Origin of the sequence: Acinetobacter faecalis, assembly GCF_034187745.1 — a bacterium.
Classification (GTDB): Bacteria; Pseudomonadota; Gammaproteobacteria; order Pseudomonadales; family Moraxellaceae; genus Acinetobacter; species Acinetobacter faecalis.
Genome location: NZ_JAXHPF010000005.1, coordinates 55,887 through 73,815, shown reverse-complemented (window position 1 = coordinate 73,815; position 17,929 = coordinate 55,887). Strand labels below are relative to the sequence as shown.

General features: G+C 36.7%; 16 protein-coding genes and 1 tRNA gene. 8 read left to right on the top strand and 9 right to left on the bottom strand.

The genetic code is table 11. The annotated features are described in order from the left end of the window. Window positions 1-129: 129 nt before the first annotated feature. Window positions 130-564, top strand: coding sequence for an excinuclease (locus tag SKM54_RS06915; RefSeq protein WP_321089401.1), 435 nt, complete (start codon window positions 130-132; stop codon window positions 562-564). 21 nt (window positions 565-585) lie between these two features. Further along, the gene (locus tag SKM54_RS06910) at window positions 586-1,242 is read left to right on the top strand and encodes a 4'-phosphopantetheinyl transferase family protein (protein ID WP_321094903.1); all 657 of its coding nucleotides are present in this window, start codon (window positions 586-588) and stop codon (window positions 1,240-1,242) included. Between the two features lie 45 nt (window positions 1,243-1,287). Here the strand turns inward: SKM54_RS06910 and secF are convergent, their stop codons facing one another. The 7 genes from secF to queA form a co-directional block, all read right to left on the bottom strand. Next, the gene (gene secF, locus SKM54_RS06905; protein WP_321089404.1) at window positions 1,288-2,259 is read right to left on the bottom strand and encodes a protein translocase subunit SecF; all 972 of its coding nucleotides are present in this window, start codon (window positions 2,257-2,259) and stop codon (window positions 1,288-1,290) included. 7 nt (window positions 2,260-2,266) lie between these two features. Next, entirely contained in the window at window positions 2,267-4,165 is a 1,899-nt protein-coding gene (gene secD, locus SKM54_RS06900; RefSeq protein WP_154771706.1) for a protein translocase subunit SecD, read from the bottom strand. A gap of 54 nt (window positions 4,166-4,219) precedes the next feature. Then, entirely contained in the window at window positions 4,220-4,549 is a 330-nt protein-coding gene (gene yajC / locus SKM54_RS06895) for a preprotein translocase subunit YajC (protein ID WP_321094901.1), read from the bottom strand. A gap of 99 nt (window positions 4,550-4,648) precedes the next feature. Next, window positions 4,649-5,779 carry a tRNA guanosine(34) transglycosylase Tgt gene (gene tgt / locus SKM54_RS06890; protein ID WP_321094899.1) on the bottom strand — a complete coding sequence of 377 codons (1,131 nt, stop codon included), beginning with the start codon at window positions 5,777-5,779 and terminating at the stop codon, window positions 4,649-4,651. A gap of 175 nt (window positions 5,780-5,954) precedes the next feature. After that, window positions 5,955-6,521, bottom strand: a complete 567-nt coding sequence (locus SKM54_RS06885; protein ID WP_152874637.1) for a LemA family protein — start codon at window positions 6,519-6,521, stop codon at window positions 5,955-5,957. Window positions 6,522-6,536: 15 nt separating this feature from the next. Continuing rightward, the gene (locus tag SKM54_RS06880) at window positions 6,537-7,571 is read right to left on the bottom strand and encodes a hypothetical protein (RefSeq protein WP_321094898.1); all 1,035 of its coding nucleotides are present in this window, start codon (window positions 7,569-7,571) and stop codon (window positions 6,537-6,539) included. 8 nt (window positions 7,572-7,579) lie between these two features. Next, complete coding sequence (gene queA / locus SKM54_RS06875; protein ID WP_311918225.1) at window positions 7,580-8,620, bottom strand: tRNA preQ1(34) S-adenosylmethionine ribosyltransferase-isomerase QueA; 1,041 nt, start codon at window positions 8,618-8,620, stop codon at window positions 7,580-7,582. 171 nt (window positions 8,621-8,791) lie between these two features. Here queA and SKM54_RS06870 point away from each other — a divergent pair. Further along, window positions 8,792-8,878, top strand: a tRNA-Leu gene (locus SKM54_RS06870). 167 nt (window positions 8,879-9,045) lie between these two features. On the opposite strand, the gene SKM54_RS06865 is transcribed toward SKM54_RS06870, so the two are convergent. Continuing rightward, entirely contained in the window at window positions 9,046-9,822 is a 777-nt protein-coding gene (locus SKM54_RS06865) for an HNH endonuclease (protein WP_321094896.1), read from the bottom strand. A 351-nt stretch (window positions 9,823-10,173) separates the two neighbouring features. Next, window positions 10,174-10,581 (bottom strand): hypothetical protein, encoded by a 408-nt coding sequence (locus SKM54_RS06860; protein ID WP_321094894.1) that lies wholly within the window; start codon window positions 10,579-10,581, stop codon window positions 10,174-10,176. A gap of 622 nt (window positions 10,582-11,203) precedes the next feature. Here SKM54_RS06860 and SKM54_RS06855 point away from each other — a divergent pair. The 5 genes from SKM54_RS06855 (at window position 11,204) to SKM54_RS06835 (ending at window position 17,926) form a co-directional block, all read left to right on the top strand. After that, on the top strand, window positions 11,204-12,439 hold the full coding sequence (locus SKM54_RS06855) for a sensor histidine kinase (RefSeq protein WP_321094892.1): 1,236 nt from the start codon (window positions 11,204-11,206) through the stop codon (window positions 12,437-12,439). A gap of 97 nt (window positions 12,440-12,536) precedes the next feature. Beyond that, window positions 12,537-15,296 (top strand): bifunctional [glutamate--ammonia ligase]-adenylyl-L-tyrosine phosphorylase/[glutamate--ammonia-ligase] adenylyltransferase, encoded by a 2,760-nt coding sequence (glnE, locus tag SKM54_RS06850; protein ID WP_321094890.1) that lies wholly within the window; start codon window positions 12,537-12,539, stop codon window positions 15,294-15,296. 18 nt (window positions 15,297-15,314) lie between these two features. Continuing rightward, window positions 15,315-16,241, top strand: coding sequence for a branched-chain amino acid transaminase (locus tag SKM54_RS06845; protein WP_152874632.1), 927 nt, complete (start codon window positions 15,315-15,317; stop codon window positions 16,239-16,241). Between the two features lie 146 nt (window positions 16,242-16,387). Next, window positions 16,388-17,158: a glycosyltransferase gene (locus SKM54_RS06840; protein ID WP_152874631.1), complete on the top strand. Its 771-nt coding sequence runs from the start codon at window positions 16,388-16,390 to the stop codon at window positions 17,156-17,158. Window positions 17,159-17,179: 21 nt separating this feature from the next. Next, the gene (locus SKM54_RS06835; RefSeq protein WP_171500269.1) at window positions 17,180-17,926 is read left to right on the top strand and encodes a glycosyltransferase family 25 protein; all 747 of its coding nucleotides are present in this window, start codon (window positions 17,180-17,182) and stop codon (window positions 17,924-17,926) included. The last annotated feature ends 3 nt before the right edge of the window (window positions 17,927-17,929 follow it).

Below are 17,929 nucleotides of genomic sequence, written 5' to 3'. Positions count from 1 at the left end.
AAATGTAAAAGCAATGTTATTCATTAAAAATGCCATTGCTTGAAAGTTAAGATTAGATAAATATGTATATGTTCAATTTGCAAAAGCAAAGCAATAATTGAAAATAATAAATTTTAAGAGGGAAATATCATGTTGTTAAAGAAAGTTTATCTTGCAGCAATTCTTGGTTTAGTTGGGGTTTCTTCGGCTTATGCAGCAGATGAAGCGCATAATTTTAACTTTAGAGAAGCTGTTGATCGTGCTGTAGCTGATGGTGTTTTAGATGGTTCTGTAAAATTCTATTTGGCAGGAACACGCTCTGGCGGTAAAGCAATTGCAAGAGGCTTGGTAACAAATAAAAAAACCAATGGTTTTGGGAAGTCTGCTGAAAAAGCATGTGATCATGTTTTACGTTCTGCACTTATTCAATTCCAAAATACTGCAAAAGCACGTGGTGCAAATGCGGTTACTAACTTGGTAAGTTATTACAAATCGAACACTTCAAAAAGTACTACAACATATGAATGCCATAAAGGTACAGCAATTGCTGGTGTTGCTTTAAAAGGTGATATCGTAAGATTCTAATTTGGATATCGAGTTGAGCAAATGAACAAGCATAAATTAATCACAATTCATGTGAATTCATTGGCTCAACTTATTCCATTAGAAAAATCCAATTTTCTAGATATTCGCTCTTATAATTATTATAAAAAAGAACAAATTTATACTCAGCGTAATCAATATTTATCGAGCGCTTTAAACAGTGAAATTCTGAATGAGCACATTGTTCCAACAGAATTTGGTAAGCCTTATTTAGAGCAACATCCAACATTCAATTTTAATCATAGTCATAGCCAAAAAAATTATGCTTTGGCGCTTAGTCATTCCGTAAAAGACTTGGGCATTGATGTTGAAGATTTAGATCGAAAAGTACGTTTTGAGGCTTTAGCACAACATGCTTTTCATCCTAACGAATTAGAAAATTGGAATAGCTTAGAACAGCAAAAAGAATATTGGTTTAAGGTTTGGACAACAAAAGAAGCTGTGCTTAAAGCCGCTGGTCTAGGTATTCGAATTAACTTAAATGAATTTGATACGCAAGTTCATGCTGAACAAAATGGTGGGATGTGTAGCCATCCGCAAATAGGCACGTTTGCTTATCAAAACTTTCAACTTGCCCATATTATGCTAACCGTTGCATGGCGATCTGAGCAGTCCTGTAAAGGTTTTAATTTGCCAGAAATACAAATACATCCGCATTAAAAAAACCCATCTTATGATGGGCTTTTTATTGAGTTTAGAAAAAAGTTAAATAACTTCTTCTTCATCAAACTCTGGTTTAACTTGCACAATGAAATCTTGGCGGTTAATACCACGCCATAAAGCAAAGGCAGTACCAATGTAGATAGATGAATATGTACCCACAAATACACCTACAAACATTGCTACAGAGAACCATTTCAGGCCATCACCACCCATCAACATCATTGCAATAACAACAAGCAATAAAGTCATAGATGTATGAATGGTACGACGTAAGGTTTCAGTCAATGCAATATTGATAATTTCTAATGGCGAAGCACCACGAATTTTACGGAAGTTTTCACGAATACGGTCAGATACAACGATGTTATCGTTGAGCGAGAAACCAATAATCGCAAGTAATGCCGCAAGAACTGTTAAGTCGAAAGGCCACTGCATCATGGCGAAAATACCCAAAGTCACCACAATATCGTGGAACAATGAAAGTACTGCACCCATCGCAAGTTTAAATTCGAAGCGAACTGTTACGTAAACAAGCATTAATAATAATGCTAAAGCAACAGCGCCCGCAGAACGAAGATAAAGCTCATTACCTACTTGACCACCTACAACATCAACTTTATGCACAACAGCAGCATTACCTGGTAATTGAACAGCTTTGTTAATGACGTTGTTCATATCTTCTGCTTTCATTTCTGATTGCACAGGCATACGAACCATAAGGTCGCGGTTTGAACCTAAAGTTTGAACAACAGGGTCACGGAAACCGGCTTTAGCTAAAGCAGCAGAAACATCGGTTGCTTCAACAGGTTTAGCATAGTTTAGTTCTGCTGCAATACCGCCAGTAAAATCTAAACCAAGGTTTAAACCTTTCGTTGCAATAAAGAAGATACTTGCCACTGTAATGAGAATTGAAAACAATGCAGCAGGCATCGCAATTTTCATAAATGGAATAATACGTTCTTCTTCAGGGCGACCGTATTTTTTTGAATCTAGTTGAGTATTATCAGTCATCATCGATCTCCTAAATGCTCAACTTTTTCAAGTTACGTTTTTTGCCATAAATGATTTGAACAATTGCACGCGTTACTGTAATCGCAGTGAACATTGAGCAAACAATACCAATCATTAATGTAATGGCGAAGCCTTTAATAGGACCTGTACCAATTGCAAATAAAATGAACGCAACAAGGAATGTTGTTAAGTTTGAGTCGAAAATGGTGTTATACGCACGGTCATAACCTGCCACAATTGCTTGCTTAGGCGAGGCTCCCCATTTCATTTCTTCTCGTATTCGCTCACAAATAAGTACGTTGGCATCGACCGCCATACCAATGGTAATTACAATACCTGCAATACCTGGAAGGGTGAGGGATGCACCAAGCCAAGACATTACTGTCAAAATCATGGCAAGGTTAAGTACAAGTGCAAAGTTTGCGATTAAACCAAATAGACGGAAGAAAACCACCATCCAAATCGCAACAAGTAAGAAACCAATTTGAGTTGAAAGAACACCTTTGTCGATGTTTTCTTGACCTAAGCTTGGACCAATAACACGTTCTTCAACAAAGTACATTGGGGCAGCTAAAGCACCTGCACGTAACATTAATGCAAGTTCTGCTGCTTCTTGTGGAGAATCTAGACCTGTAATACGGAATTGTGAACCTAATACTGCTTGAATTGTTGCAGCATTAATTACAACAGATTCTGTATAAGGTGTACGTACTTCAGTTTGCGCACCAGTTTCAGGATCTTGAACGTAGCTAATACGCTGTTTGTTTTCAATGAACAATACAGCCATACGTTTGCCAACAGCATTACGTGTTGCATCCGACATTAACTTACCACCAGAAGAATCTAGGGTAATGTTAACTTCAGCACCACCAGAATCTTGGCTAAAGCCTGAAGATGCATTTTGAACACGTTCACCCGTTAAAATACGAGTGCGGTTTAGTAATAACTGACGACCACTATCAAGCGATTGGAATGCAAATGCTTCTGTGCCAGGAGGGGCTTGATCTTTTAATTGACCTGTATATGAGTCAATGTGTTGATCGTTTAAATCAGATACCAAACGGAATTCTAAGTTTGCTGTACGACCTAATACACGTTTTGCTTCAGCAGTATCTTGCACACCAGGAAGTTCAACCACAATACGGTTGCTACCTTGGGTTTGTACAAGTGCTTCGGCAACACCTAACTCGTTAATACGATTACGTAAAGTTGTTAAGTTTTGGTTAACTGCATAAGACTGAATTTCTTGTTTGCGTACATCAGTATAAGTTAAACGTAAAGTTGAACCTTCAGTTGTAGCAACAGCTTGTTGTGTATATTCATTACCATTTCGGCGTAAGAAATCTCCAGCTTCATCGCGGTCAGAATTATTTGCGAATTGAACTGTGATGACATTATTGTTCAGCGAAAGGCTGTTGAATTTAATTTTATTATCACGGAGTTGACGGCGTAAATCTGTTGCTGATGTTTCCATACGCTGACTAATGGCTTTGTCCATATCTACTTCAAGTAGGAAGTGAACACCACCACGCAAATCTAGACCTAACTTCATTGGTTTTGCACCAATTTTTTGAAGCCATTCTGGAGTTGTAGGCGCAAGGTTAAGAGCAACAACATAATTGTCACCAAGACCGCGACGTAACGCATCTTTTGCTTTTAATTGTGCTTCAGATGAATCTAAACGTAATAATGCGGCATTATTGGTGAAACTATTGTCATGACTGGCAATGTTTTCGCTTTTTAAAATTTGCTCTGCTTTTTGTATGATGCTTTGATCAATTTGGGTGCCAGCTTTGGCACCAGAAATTTGAACAGCAGGTTCATCTGGATACAAACTTGGCAGGGCATATAATGTACTAATCACAAGAACAAATAGGATTAGTAGATATTTCCATGCTGGGTAACGCATTTATTTTCTTCTTAAAATGAAAAAAGTCGTGCGAATCGCACGACTAATTTTTGATTAAAGATTATTTAATGTGCCTTCAGGAAGAACTGAAATCACGCTTGCACGTTGAATTTTCACTTCAACACCACGGCTCAATTCAATAACAGCGAAGTCGCCTTCAATCTTAAGGACTTTACCCATAAGACCACCAGCAAATACAACCTCACTTCCAACACCTAAGCTTTCAACTAACGCGCGGTGTTCTTTTGCACGTTTAGATTGAGGACGCCAGATTAAGAAGTAAAAGATTGCAACGAATACAGCAATCATACCTAAGTTAGCAATTAAGCTTGGTTGTTGTGAAGCTTCGCCCGCTGCATGAGCAGTAGAAATGAAAAGACTCATTGGATTTTCCTAAATAAAAAACTGTAATTAACTACATGATAATAAATTAACTTGTAAGCAATTTACCTTGTCTTTTTCTTCAGCGCAAATACTGAAATATTAATCTTGCGGACAAGGTGGAACTTCTAAGCCACGACGAGCATAAAAATCTGCTACAAAATCATCAAAGGTACCGTTATCTAGGGCATCACGCATTGCTTCTGTAAGGCGCAAATAATAACGTAAGTTATGAATCGTCCCTAACATAGAGGCAAGCATTTCACCGCATTTTTCTAAATGGAACAAATACGAACGTGTGAAGTTGGTGCATGTGTAGCAATCGCAATGTGCATCAAGCGGGCTTTGGTCATGACGATATTTCGCATTACGAATACGAACCAAACCATCAGTCACAAAATAATGACCATTACGCGCATTACGAGTTGGCATTACGCAGTCGAACATGTCGACACCACGACGCACAGCTTCTACGATATCTTCAGGTTTTCCTACACCCATTAAGTAACGAGGTTTATCTGCTGGCATTTGCTCAGGAAGATAATCCAATACTTTAATCATTTCTTCTTTAGGTTCGCCTACTGAAAGACCACCAATTGCATAGCCATCAAAGTCGATGTCGAGCAAACCTTTAAGTGATTCTTCACGAAGATCTTCGTACATACCACCTTGAATAATACCAAATAGGGCATTACGGTTTTTCAGTACATCGTGATGTTGAGTTTTACAACGCTTTGCCCAACGTAAAGAAAGTTGCAAAGATTTTTGCGCTTCTTCACGAGTTGCAGGATAAGGCGTACATTCATCAAAAATCATTACAATGTCAGAATTCAATGTATGTTGAATATCCATTGAAATTTCTGGTGAAAGGAAAACTTTTGAACCATCAATAGGAGAGCGGAACGTTACGCCATCTTCTTTAATTTTACGCATAGCGCCAAGACTAAACACTTGGAAGCCGCCTGAATCCGTAAGAATAGGTTTATTCCATTTCATGAAACCGTGTAAGCCGCCGTGTTCACGGATTACATCTAAACCAGGGCGTAAATATAAGTGAAAGGTATTGCCAAGAATAACTTGAGATTTAATTTCCTCAATATCTCGTGGGAGCATACCTTTTACGGTACCGTAAGTTCCAACAGGCATAAACATTGGTGTTTCAACAACACCATGCTCTAGGGTCAAACGACCACGTCGAGCGCGGCCCGACTGCCCTAATTTTTCAAACTTCATAAAATGTCCAAATCATGGCGAAAAAACAGTTCGCTGATTAAATGTGCTAAAAGTCCAATATTTTCCTAGATTCTTGTATGAAACGCTAGCTTTATCGAGTTTTAACTCTGTAATTTTTGTTTATGAAAATCTAAAGTTACTGTCATAAACCATTTATTGAAATAAATGTGGCTTGTTAAAAATTTGGACGATAATCGAAACTTTGAGAAGCTTGATTATCTCTAAATGGGCGAAGCTTCTTTTTCCCAAGTGTTGCAGTGTTAATAATATTGTTTGGGAAAATTTGAATATGATTATTGAACAGCTCAACATTTCTATTGAAGATGGTAATAGCAGCAGAAACATTGTCATTTTGTTCTTCAATTTCACTCATCATTTTTAGATAAAGTTCATTGGCTTTTAATTCAGGATAATTTTCGACAACAACATTTAAGTTACGCATTAATTCTTTACTTAAGCTTTCAACACGTTGTAATTGAGAGACATCACTTGTATTTAAGTTGAGGTTCAAAATGTTTTGACGTAATTCAGTTACTTTTTCTAAAGTGCCTTTTTCAAAGCTAGAATATTGTTCAACTAGAGGTGCTAAATCATCTAATACTTTTATTTTTTGACGTTCGTATGTTGCTACATCTGACCAAGCCCGAATTGAAGCATTATGATGTCTTACAATATTATTTCTAATCATAATAATCGCTACAGTTATTGTAATTAGAACCAATAAAACAATAATCATCCCCATAATATATTCCTTGTTTTAATCTTTAGTTAAGAAGAGCATTAAATCACGTTGTAGTTGCTCTAAATGCGGTAATTTAAATGTACGTAAATGACCACGTAAAGCAGAGATATCTTCAACAGTTTTATCATTTTTAGAAATTTGGAATAGATTTTTCGCGCCCATAAAACACATTACATTTTTATCTGGGTGAAAGAGCAATTCGCCATTTTGATGATTAAAAAAGTTAGCAAGCTTTAGCGTAAGCACAGGCGTTAGTGTTTTTGCTAAATGCATGTCGCTTGTGCCAAAGAAATCGATTTTTCTATTTGCTGCAATATAGTTACTTTGCCATTCATGCAAATAAGGATAGTTAAATTTTTTAGAGATAGATGTGACTGCTAATCCCTGAATATAGATATTAAAAATGAAAGCACCCCAAAGCCTTTTTTCAATTTCAGTTGTTTTTAGAGTCACACCATGTTGTTGTTTTTCTATGGCTTCGGTTACGTAACTATATGAAAAAATGAGAACAGAGTGCTCAATACCTTGATGATCAATCCAAGTTGTTGAGGCATAGGAATCTATATTATTCGAATGATAGCCACGGTTAAAAATAGGGAAAAGATTTTTTAAATATACTGTAAATAAATGAGCATTAATTGTATGCCCAAGATATGGAGGCGGTCTGTTAAATTCAAGCTGATATTTTTTTGCAATGATGGTTTTTTCTAAATATGAAGTGACGCTTTGAATCTCTTCGTTATCTTCATAGGTAATATATGACCAAAAAATTGCCGAACATCCTGCAAATAAACATAACTGTGCCCATATATTTGAGGGTGATATAAAAATGGCAAGAGATAATATTGCGCCTAAAATACCTAATAAGAGGGGCAGTTTATTATCAAACTTTAATGTGTGATTTGCATTCCAAGGGTGTAAGCCATCAAGTATGTCTTGATGGCTACGTGCTTGACGACCTAATTCTTTAAGCCTATCAATATTGTTAAAAACAACCGCATTCTTTTTTCTGCGAATGTGGATTGAGTGTCTAACACTATCTATAGGCATAATTAGAACTACTTCGTTGCTGTGGAATCAACTAGCATGGCATCGCCATAACTAAAGAAACGGTATTTTTCTGCCACAGCATGATGATATGCCTTCAAAATGTTTTCTTGCGTTGAAAGTGCAGAAACCAACATTAATAAGGTAGATTCTGGTAAATGGAAGTTTGTAATTAAACGATCAACTACTTTAAATTCATAACCTGGGTAAATGAAGATTTGAGTATCGCCAGTCCAACCTTTTAACTCACCGTCATTTGCTTGAGCCGCACTTTCTGTTGCACGAGTTGCTGTTGTACCTACAGCAATCACTTTATTACCGCGAGCTTTGGTTTCTTTAATAAGTTGCATTGATGCATCTGATACATCACACCATTCGCTATGCATAATATGGTTTTCAATGTCATTGGTACGAACAGGTAAGAACGTGCCAGCACCTACATGCAAAGTCACAAATGTTTTGTTAATGCCTTTTGCTTCAAGTTGATTTAAAAGTTCTTGGTCGAAGTGTAGGCTTGCAGTTGGTGCTGCAACACTTGCAAGTTTTGTAGGATCATTAAAAACAGTTTGATATCGCGCAGTATCAATATCTTCAGCTTCACGATTGAAATATGGTGGAATTGGAAGTTTTCCGTATTTATCGAGCACATCTAAAATGGGTTGAGAAAATTCAACAATAAATAGATTTTCGTGACGACCTGTTACAGTCACTTTAACTTCATCTACACCAATAAATAATTCTGCACCTGCTTTAGGTGAATTACTTGCTTTAATGTGGCAATGTGCAACAAAAGGTGTTTGCATGCGTTCGACTAAAACTTCAACTGCACCGCCACTTGCTCGTTTACCTTTTAAGCGTGCTTTCATTACTTTTGTGTCATTAAGAACTAGCAAATCACCAGGCTCTAGTAAATCTAGAATATTGGTAAAATGTAGGTCGTGATGTTGACCTTGTGCATCTAAGTGCAAAAGACGAGAAGCACTACGAGTTTCAAGTGGATAGCGAGCAATAAGCTCATCTGGGAGATCGAAATTAAAGTCGGAAAGTTGCATGATTAATTAGAGCAAACACATATATTAAAACTGTGCTTAGTATATGCTTTTTTAAGTTTTATAGATGATATTGAGTGATTATAAGTCAAAAAAAATAAGACTGATTTAAAAATATACAATTGTTTTAAACTTGCGTTGACAAGTTTTTGAAACGGAGTAATATAGCCGCATCCCGAGGTGGTGAAATTGGTAGACGCGGTGGATTCAAAATCCACTATCAGAGATGATGTGTCGGTTCGAGTCCGACCCTCGGGACCATCTACCTAAAAAGGCTCTAAGCAAATTAAGACTTAGAGCCTTTTTTTATTGTCTGAAATTATTGCAAATCTAAAAGAACTAAAAAGTAATATCGAATTTGTTTTAATCAGCAAAAAATAATGCTGCATGTACAAATAAAGTTATATATGCAGCATTAATATAAATACTTATTGGAGCTGATGGTGTGCTCTGTGCCAGTCTAAATATTCTTTATGTTTATCTTCAATTTTTTTTAATTTCATTGATGTATTAAAACCAAGATATTTACAGTCTATTTCACTAATTTTAGAGCTAAAAATGATACTCCCATCATTTCTAAAGCTAATGTACCCCTTGTCAAAGGCGGCGTCTAAATTAGGGGTTAATAGTAAGCCATTAAATAAATCTAAGCGAGAGTGGATGTCTTCACACCAAGGAATAATGTGGGAAGCTACGAGTAAGGATTGATTGTCGCATCCTGTTACAGAACATGAGTTGTTCCAGTAGGTCATAAGGGCAGTCCTAAATTTGTCTTGCCCAACTCTAGCTTTGGTGATTACTGTACATTCAGTATTAATGGGTAGAGTGGAATTCTGTGGGTTAAGATGCTGCTTTGGACTTTGTAAGGGAAACATTAACTCTATAAATTGGGTAAGTTGTTTCTCTTCTTTGAAATCGAAAGTTAGTGCAGGGTTGGATGAGCCACCAGAGGGTGTATAGCCTTTGTAATTTGAACTTTTTCCAATTACACCACCAAAAACTGGAATTGTTTTCGCCTTTTCTAAAATTGTTTCGTATTGAATAGGAATAGCTAAGATATTAACAGTACTTGTGCTAGGTTTTTTAATGTGGACGTAGTGAGATAGAGAAGGGTGTGTTAGACGATAAACTTTTTTAGTACTGTCCTCTTCCTTGAAACCTAGCGTGGTTAGATGTGCGAGTATTGTTGTAGCAGATAGAAACATATTTGTTCCATAATTTGATTGGTTCAACAAAAGTATGTAAGGCGATCGTTGGCTAACTAAGTAATTTTATGTTATTGAGAACTAAATGTTTGTTAATTGTTCAGCAGGTATTAAGGATAGGAACTTTAATTATTTTCTTTGTTTTATTAAAAACTTTTACTCGTTGCATAGCTATAATAAATAATAGAGTGCTATATAGTTTTTATGGACATTAAAAAAGCGGAATAAGTTGCCCTATTCCGCTTCCTCAATTGGCATGTTTTCCATCATCACTCGAAAGTAAAGATGGCTCGAAACAAACAAACACCAACCAAAAAGGTATATCTAAGATAAACCCAAGGCGAATGTCTGTCAAGAGGAGCGTCTAATCCCTTCTTTGCGATCTAGGCATAGGTTGTGATACTTTTCCATCACTTCCGAGGCAGGGACGAGTCTTTGATTGGCGCGCTTATATCTGTCTCTGTTCCAAACCATAAGTAAAATGATGGGAATGGTGACGAAGAGAGCCAAAGGAAAAATAATAGAGCCGAAAATGCAAGCGAGAGTAATCATGGCCGTACTGTCGAAATCTAATTCATGTTGCTTAACTATGGGGTGATTATCAATCACGATCTTGGTATGTACGAGCGCATCAGAAAGTTCATCTTCGTCCAAATACTCATGGTACAGTTGATATATCTTTCTAAAGTCTCTAGGAAGATCATTTTCCGTTTCGTATCCATAGTCAGCTAATTTAAATTCCTTTCCCTTTAAAAACATTCGTCACGTCATCCTTTTGGCTAGCCTCTTGCCTCACTCATTGCAGGCGGAACTTCAAGCTTCAAAGTGTCCAATCGACTTAGTGAGGTAAGAACGATATTAGTGTTGGGTATATCTTAGTGTTCAGAGAGTTTAAGTTTTAAACCCAAGTAGCCTGAATGATCTAAAATCGCACGATCTAGGTGGAATACACCGTCAATCCATGTCGACTTCCCATCTTTGCCTACTCTGAAACCTGCGCAATGGTAGGTGTAAGTAGGTGTTGAGGCTGTTGTACTTTTGTTTAATATTACTGATTGAAATAAGTCGTTTGAAATATTAAAAGTGGAAGATGAGTTTGTCTTATTTTGAAAGGGAGTATCTTTTTTAGTGTTTTTTCGAAGCAAAACTATTCATTCAAATTTTATTATAACTTTTACAAATCAAAAACAATAATCCTTAATAAAGATGATTTTTAAATCATTAAATAGAATTACAAATCTAGTTTATTTAACTGTGCTTTACTCTTCATTTTTATGGTCATCTTCGCATTTGGCTTGTTAAATGTGTAATATTTTGTTATTTTTTATTCGTAAATATCGTAGCAGTGATTCGGACATCCATAAGAGACTGTAGGGCCTGTATGAAATTAGAATTACTAGAAATAGGCGAAAAAACTGAGCAGCTTGGCGCATGTCGTTTGTCTCTGCTTTTGGGTATTTTATCTGAAGAAAATCAAATTGTTAAATTTTTGAAATTTGCATGCGGTATGTTGCAAATGGATTTTGGTATTTTAGTTTTTAAAGATGAGCCTTATGGTTGGCTTGAATCTGATGGTAAATGCCATGCATTTTTGGCGCAACCACATGAAGAGTATGAGCACTTTTTTTTAGATCAGGCTTATATAGATGAAAATCATCCTAATTATAAAGAAGTATCTGAATATATTTTAGTACGTGGTGTCGAGCATAAACGCTTTGTAACCATGAGTTTAAAGCATGAGGGTCGATCCATTGGTCATGTGGTTTTATATGATGAGCGCTCAGATATTATTGATAATAAACAATTAAAAATTGTTTTAGAGTTTGTGCAAAGCTTGGTGAATATTATTAAGTTACGCCTTGAAAATGCAGAACTTAAAGAAATGTGTGAGCAACAATCTGCTTTGAATGCGAGTAAAACGAAATTTTTCCAAATTATTGCCCATGATTTAAGAGCACCATTTCATGGCTTAATGGGTTTTTCTGATGTATTGGCGCATGAGCGAAATACTTTAGATGAAAATGGTGTTCAAGATATTTCTGAATATTTATTTGAAACATCACAGTCTACTTATAACTTATTAGAAAATTTATTGCAGTGGGCAATGGCAGAGGGTGGACGTTTTGTGTATCACCCAATTTGTTTCGATTTAACGCAATTAACAACCATTGTTCAAAATGTTCTTGCAAGTTTGGCTGCTAAGAAAAATATTGAAATTATTAGTCAGGTATCTCCGCACTTAAAAGTGTATGCAGATATCAATATGATCACCTCTGTTGTTCAAAACTTAGTATCTAACGCATTAAAATTCACGTATACCGATGGCAATGGCAAAGTCATTATGAGTGCTGATGAAGATGAACAATATGTTCATATTTATGTTCAAGATACGGGGCTGGGTATGAATGAAAAGCAAATGCAGAATATATTTGACCCTAATTTCACAGTGAGTATTCGTGGAACTTCAGGTGAAAAAGGCACGGGTTTAGGATTGGTATTATGCAAGCGCTTTGTCGATTTAAATCATGGAGCAATTTCTGTGTCTTCAAAAGAAGGTGTTGGAACAACATTTAAAGTTTCTTTGCCTAAAAATAAAAAATCTGCTTTGGCGGCATAAAGCTCAAAGAATAAAAATAAATATTCAACCAATTATTTTCCCAATTTGCTTCGAGTACTGCTATAAATAATAAAAATATAAGGCTTCAGGTTTGGGAATGAACTCGGAACAACTGCATAAAACATTACGCGCAAGTCAATATGCTGAACTCGTTTTAGAAAAGCATAAAGAATTAATAGAAAATGATTATGCTTTTGATGCATTTTTAAAGCCTTTAAGTCGCACGCAAATTGCCAATATTGTCGATGAATCTTTAAATGAAATAACAGATGAAAATCAGTGGATGCGCGTAATTCGTATTTTACGCGCACGTCTTATGTTTCGCTGGATTTGGCAAGATGCAAACCAACTAACCAATGTTAAACAACTGACCCAAGAACTGTCAGATTTTGCAGATTTAGCTGTTTGTGTTGCTAAAAATTATGCTCGAACAGCATTGGTTGCTAAACATGGCGAACCAATTGGTTATGGTGGGAAAGTTCAAGACCTTATTGTAATTGCAATGGGGAAACATGGCGCTCAAGAACTTAACTTATCAAGTGATATTGATTTGATATTTGCCTTTGATGAGCAAGGCGAAACCAATGGTCGCAAATGCATTGATGTTCAGCAATTTTGTATTTTGTGGGGGCAAAAATTAATTTATTTGCTCGATCACATTACCGCAGATGGATTTGTATTCCGTGTTGATATGCGCTTACGCCCTTGGGGCGATGGCTCTGCACTTGCAATTAGTCATGTCGCTTTAGAAAAATATTTGAGCCAACATGGTCGTGAATGGGAGCGCTATGCGTGGATTAAAGCACGTATTGTGACAGGTGGTGAAGATGGCGATGATTTGCTTGCCATGACACGTCCGTTCGTGTTCCGCAAGTATGTCGATTACACAGCTTTTGAAGCCATGCGCGAAATGAAAGCGATGATTGAACGCGAAGTTCAGCGTCGTAATATTGAAGATGATATTAAGCTTGGTGCAGGCGGAATTCGCGAAGTTGAATTTATTGTTCAGGTTTTTCAGCTTATTTATGGTGGATCAAAACTTGAGCTACAAGATCGTCAATGTTTGGTAAGCCTGAATCATTTAGGAGAAGTTGGTTTACTTGAAGAACAAGCAGTTGCAGAACTTGAAGATGCTTATTTATTTTTGCGCCGTGTAGAACATGCGATTCAAGCTTTAAACGATCAACAAACACAATCTTTACCAACAGAGCCTGATCAACGTGCCCGAATGATTGAAACCTTAGGTTATTCATCTTGGGAAGATTTTCTTCATGTCTTAAATTCAAAGCGTTCAAAAGTCATTTATCAATTTGAGCACTTAATTAAAGAAAAAGAAGTAGATCCTTTAGTTGAAAGCTTTGCTCAAATTGAAAAACAATTAGATGAAGTTTTAGATGAAAATGCCAAGAATTTAGTCTATGAATTTTGGCATGGGCATGCTTTGAAAAAACTTCCTGCAAAAGCTGTTCAGCGCTTAAAAATGTTTTGGCCTCACTTAATTGAAGCTATTTTACAATCCGATAAACCGCAAATGGCTTTGGTTCGCTTAATGCCTTTGGTTGAATCTGTAATGCGTCGAACAGTTTATTTGGTTATGCTCATTGAAAGTAAAGGTGCGCTACAGCGTCTAGTTAAAATGGCAACAGTAAGTCCTTGGATTTGTGAGGAACTAACACATTATCCTGTGCTTCTCGATGAATTTTTATCGATGGATTTTGAATTACCAAAACGTAAAGACTTGGAAGATTCTTTGCGTCAGCAATTACTACGTATTGAAATTGATCAAGTTGAAGATCAAATGCGAGTACTGCGTTTATTTAAAAAGTCGAATGTGCTGACGGTTGCTGCAAGTGATGTACTTGCAGAAAGTCCGCTCATGAAGGTATCTGATGCATTAACCGATATTGCAGAAGTTTCAGTTAATGCAACATTGCATTTGGCTTATCAAATTACTGCGAAAAAACATGGTTATCCATTATGTTTAGATGGGCAACGTTGTTCTTTAGATCATCTTGCATTTGCTGTGATTGGTTATGGAAAAGTAGGCGGAATTGAACTTGGTTATGGTTCAGATTTAGATTTAGTCTTTATTCATTATATGGATGAACAAGCAGATACAGATGGTCAAAAGCAAATTAGTGGCTTTGAATTTGCGATGCGAGTTGCACAGAAGTTTGTTTCACTCATGACAACACAAACTTTGGATGGGCGTGTTTATGAGGTCGATACTCGTTTACGTCCTTCGGGTGAAGCAGGCTTGTTGGTTACAAGTCTAAAAGCATTTGAACAATATCAAAATAAAAGTGCTTGGGTGTGGGAGCATCAGGCATTGGTACGCGCAAGATCAATTGCAGGCGAACAAAGTTTAAGAGAAAAATTTGAGATATTACGCTGTGATATTTTGACACGCGAGCGAAATGAAGAAAATGTGCGTGCTGAAGTTTTAAAAATGCGTGAAAAAATGAAAGACCATCTTGGATCATCTAAAGAGCAAAAAAAAGATGGAATTTTTCATTTAAAACAGGATGCAGGTGGTATCGTTGATATTGAATTTATGGCACAGTATGCTGTATTGGCATGGAGTGGGTCGAATCCAGATCTCGCCCATTACTCCGACAACGTACGAATCCTTGAGGATGCCGCAAAAACAAGTTACTTATCCAGTGACGATGCGACAGCATTGATTCAAGCTTATCTAAGTGAACGCGCCGAGAGTCACCGTTTAGCCCTTGCAAATCAATCCATGCAAGTGAATGCTGCGGACTGGCTTGATACCCGAAAGGTCGTTTGCAAATTGTGGCAAAGATTAATTGATCCAACTGCAAATATAGCGTTGGATAAAAATGACTGTGTATAAAAATTTGGAGTGTGTTTCATGAATTTGGCTGATCGTGATGGTTTTATTTGGCAAGATGGACAATTAGTAGATTGGCGTGAGGCGAAAACTCACGTATTAACACATACTTTGCATTACAGCATGGGTGTGTTTGAAGGTGTCCGTGCTTATGAAACCCCGAATGGAACGGCTATTTTCCGTTTAAAAGAACACACTAAGCGTTTATTAAATTCTGCAAAAATTTATCAAATGAAAGTTCCATTTGATCAAGCGGCATTAGAACAAGCGCAAATCGACGTTGTTCGTGAAAATAAATTAGCATCTTGCTACTTACGTCCAATTATTTTTATTGGTTCGGAAAAGCTAGGTATTGCTGCAACAGATAACACAATTCACTCTGTTGTTGCTGCTTGGAGCTGGGGTGCTTACCTTGGTGAAGAAGCAATGGCGAAGGGTATTCGCGTTAAAACTTCATCATTTACACACCATCATCCTAACGTGACAATGTGTAAAGCAAAAGCATCTGGTAACTACACATTATCTATTCTTGCGCATCAAGAAGTTGCTCATTCAGGTTACGATGAAGCAATGCTTTTAGATCCACAAGGTTATGTGTGCCAAGGTTCTGGTGAAAACGTATTTATGGTACGTGATGGTGTGATTCATACACCAGATGTTGCTGGTGGTGCATTAGACGGTATTACACGTCAAACTATTATCACAATTGCAAAAGATCTTGGTTATGATGTTGTAGAGCGCCGTATTACTCGTGATGAGTTCTACATTGCCGATGAAGCATTCTTTACAGGTACTGCTGCAGAAGTAACACCTATTCGTGAATATGACGACCGTCAAATTGGCGAAGGTGTACGTGGTCCAATCACAACACAAATTCAAAAAGCTTATTTTGATGCTGTTCAAGGCAAAGACCCTAAATATGCCCACTGGTTAACTTACGTAAAATAAGTTTAAACAGAATAAAAAAGGACTCGGAAGAGTCCTTTTTTATTCTAGAAAATTTGATAGGTAATCTGGTTTTCTTATTTCAAAAATAAAAACGCGAAAAGACTGTGATATGATGTTTAGCACTAGATAGGTGGATGTTTATAAGCATGTCTTTACATGAAAATGATGATGTTATAAGTACAACAGAACAACAAGATCAAAATATTGTGTTGTGCATGAAGTGGGGAACTAAATATGGTTCTGAATACGTCAATCGTTTGTACAACATGGTAAAGCGTCACACGACTGTTGACTTTAAAATGGTCTGTTTGACGGATAGAACAGAAGGAATTAATCCTGAAGTTCAATGCTTCCCAATTCCACCACTTGCATTACCTGAAGGCAGTCCTGAACGTGGTTGGAATAAACTTTCTACATTTGAGCCGGATTTGTATGGTTTAAAAGGGAATGCATTATTCCTCGATTTAGATGTTGTGATTGTAGACAATATGGATGAGTTTTTCACTTATCCCGGTGATTTTTTAATTATCCACGATTGGAAACGTCCTTGGCGTATTACAGGTAATAGTTCTGTTTATCGTTTTAAGTTGGGTGCTTTCCCGGGGTTACTTCCGTATTTTCGTGAAAATTTCGATGAAATACGCGAGAAATTCCGCAATGAACAAGCTTATTTATCTTGGTATGTAGATAAAGAGGGTAAGCAAACGTATTGGCCTGATAGTTGGTGTAAAAGTTACAAATATCACTGCTTACAAAAAATTCCAATGGCGTTTTTTAAGCCACCTGTAAAACCAGAAGGTGTAAAGGTTATTGTATTTCATGGTGAAATTAATCCACCTGATGCAATTAATGGCGGTGGTGGTAAATGGTATCGTTACGTGCTGCCTTCGCAGTGGATTAAAGATGCTTGGCAATAATTGGTCTAAATGGAATTAAAAATGAAACTAGGTGTTTATTTAATTAATTTAGACTCAAGTACTGATCGTTTAGCGCAAGCATCAGCCGAGTTAAAAAAGCATAATATTGAGTTTGAACGTATTTCAGCTGTTGATGGCCGTAAGTTAGATGTTAAAACGTATGAATCTTATAATAGTTCACAAGCGAATGCGCTTATGGGCCGTGATTTATTAGGTGCTGAAATCGGGTGCTATTTAAGCCATAAACGATGTGTATCTGAGTTTTTAGCTTCTGATTATGACTTTGTCATTGTTGTTGAAGATGATCTTGAAGTGATTTCTGATTTAGTTGCGACAGTTAAGAAGACAGTACAATGGCTAGAGCAAAATCAAAAAGGTTGGTACCTCATTAATATTGGTAGTACTAAGCGCAAGTTAAGCAAACAGATGCATCAAATTGAGCAACATCAGCTTTTAAAAGCCTATTACTTCCCTGTATTAACTTTAGGGTTGGTTTGGTCGCGAGAGGGTGCTCAAGCATTTCAGCATGATTTGATTCAAATTAATGCGCCTATTGATGTTGCTTTACAAAGTTGGTTAACAGATTTAAGTAAAGGATATTCAATTTATCCTCCATTAGTTCAACCAAATGGTGCTGAAAGTGATATTGATGCTGTTAAAGTAAATTCAACAGCAGTTAGACAGCGTGTAGGTAAGCGTTGGCCACGTCAAAAAAGAATGTGGGGTAATAAATTGAAAGCTTTAAAAAATAAAATTTGTTCGACTTAAAGA

Excerpts from the sequence above, each read along its gene's own strand:
- glnE (WP_321094890.1), top strand. The coding sequence starts at position 12,537 with ATGAACTCGGAACAACTGCATAAAACATTACGCGCAAGTCAATATGCT.
- SKM54_RS06865 (WP_321094896.1), bottom strand. The coding sequence starts at position 9,822 with ATGTTTCTATCTGCTACAACAATACTCGCACATCTAACCACGCTAGGT.
- SKM54_RS06840 (WP_152874631.1), top strand. The coding sequence starts at position 16,388 with ATGTCTTTACATGAAAATGATGATGTTATAAGTACAACAGAACAACAA.
- secF (WP_321089404.1), bottom strand. The coding sequence starts at position 2,259 with ATGATGACTGATAATACTCAACTAGATTCAAAAAAATACGGTCGCCCT.
- SKM54_RS06885 (WP_152874637.1), bottom strand. The coding sequence starts at position 6,521 with ATGGGGATGATTATTGTTTTATTGGTTCTAATTACAATAACTGTAGCG.
- queA (WP_311918225.1), bottom strand. The coding sequence starts at position 8,620 with ATGCAACTTTCCGACTTTAATTTCGATCTCCCAGATGAGCTTATTGCT.
- SKM54_RS06835 (WP_171500269.1), top strand. The coding sequence starts at position 17,180 with ATGAAACTAGGTGTTTATTTAATTAATTTAGACTCAAGTACTGATCGT.
- SKM54_RS06915 (WP_321089401.1), top strand. The coding sequence starts at position 130 with ATGTTGTTAAAGAAAGTTTATCTTGCAGCAATTCTTGGTTTAGTTGGG.
- SKM54_RS06910 (WP_321094903.1), top strand. The coding sequence starts at position 586 with ATGAACAAGCATAAATTAATCACAATTCATGTGAATTCATTGGCTCAA.
- yajC (WP_321094901.1), bottom strand. The coding sequence starts at position 4,549 with ATGAGTCTTTTCATTTCTACTGCTCATGCAGCGGGCGAAGCTTCACAA.
- tgt (WP_321094899.1), bottom strand. The coding sequence starts at position 5,779 with ATGAAGTTTGAAAAATTAGGGCAGTCGGGCCGCGCTCGACGTGGTCGT.
- secD (WP_154771706.1), bottom strand. The coding sequence starts at position 4,165 with ATGCGTTACCCAGCATGGAAATATCTACTAATCCTATTTGTTCTTGTG.
- SKM54_RS06845 (WP_152874632.1), top strand. The coding sequence starts at position 15,315 with ATGAATTTGGCTGATCGTGATGGTTTTATTTGGCAAGATGGACAATTA.
- SKM54_RS06855 (WP_321094892.1), top strand. The coding sequence starts at position 11,204 with ATGAAATTAGAATTACTAGAAATAGGCGAAAAAACTGAGCAGCTTGGC.
- SKM54_RS06860 (WP_321094894.1), bottom strand. The coding sequence starts at position 10,581 with ATGTTTTTAAAGGGAAAGGAATTTAAATTAGCTGACTATGGATACGAA.
- SKM54_RS06880 (WP_321094898.1), bottom strand. The coding sequence starts at position 7,571 with ATGCCTATAGATAGTGTTAGACACTCAATCCACATTCGCAGAAAAAAG.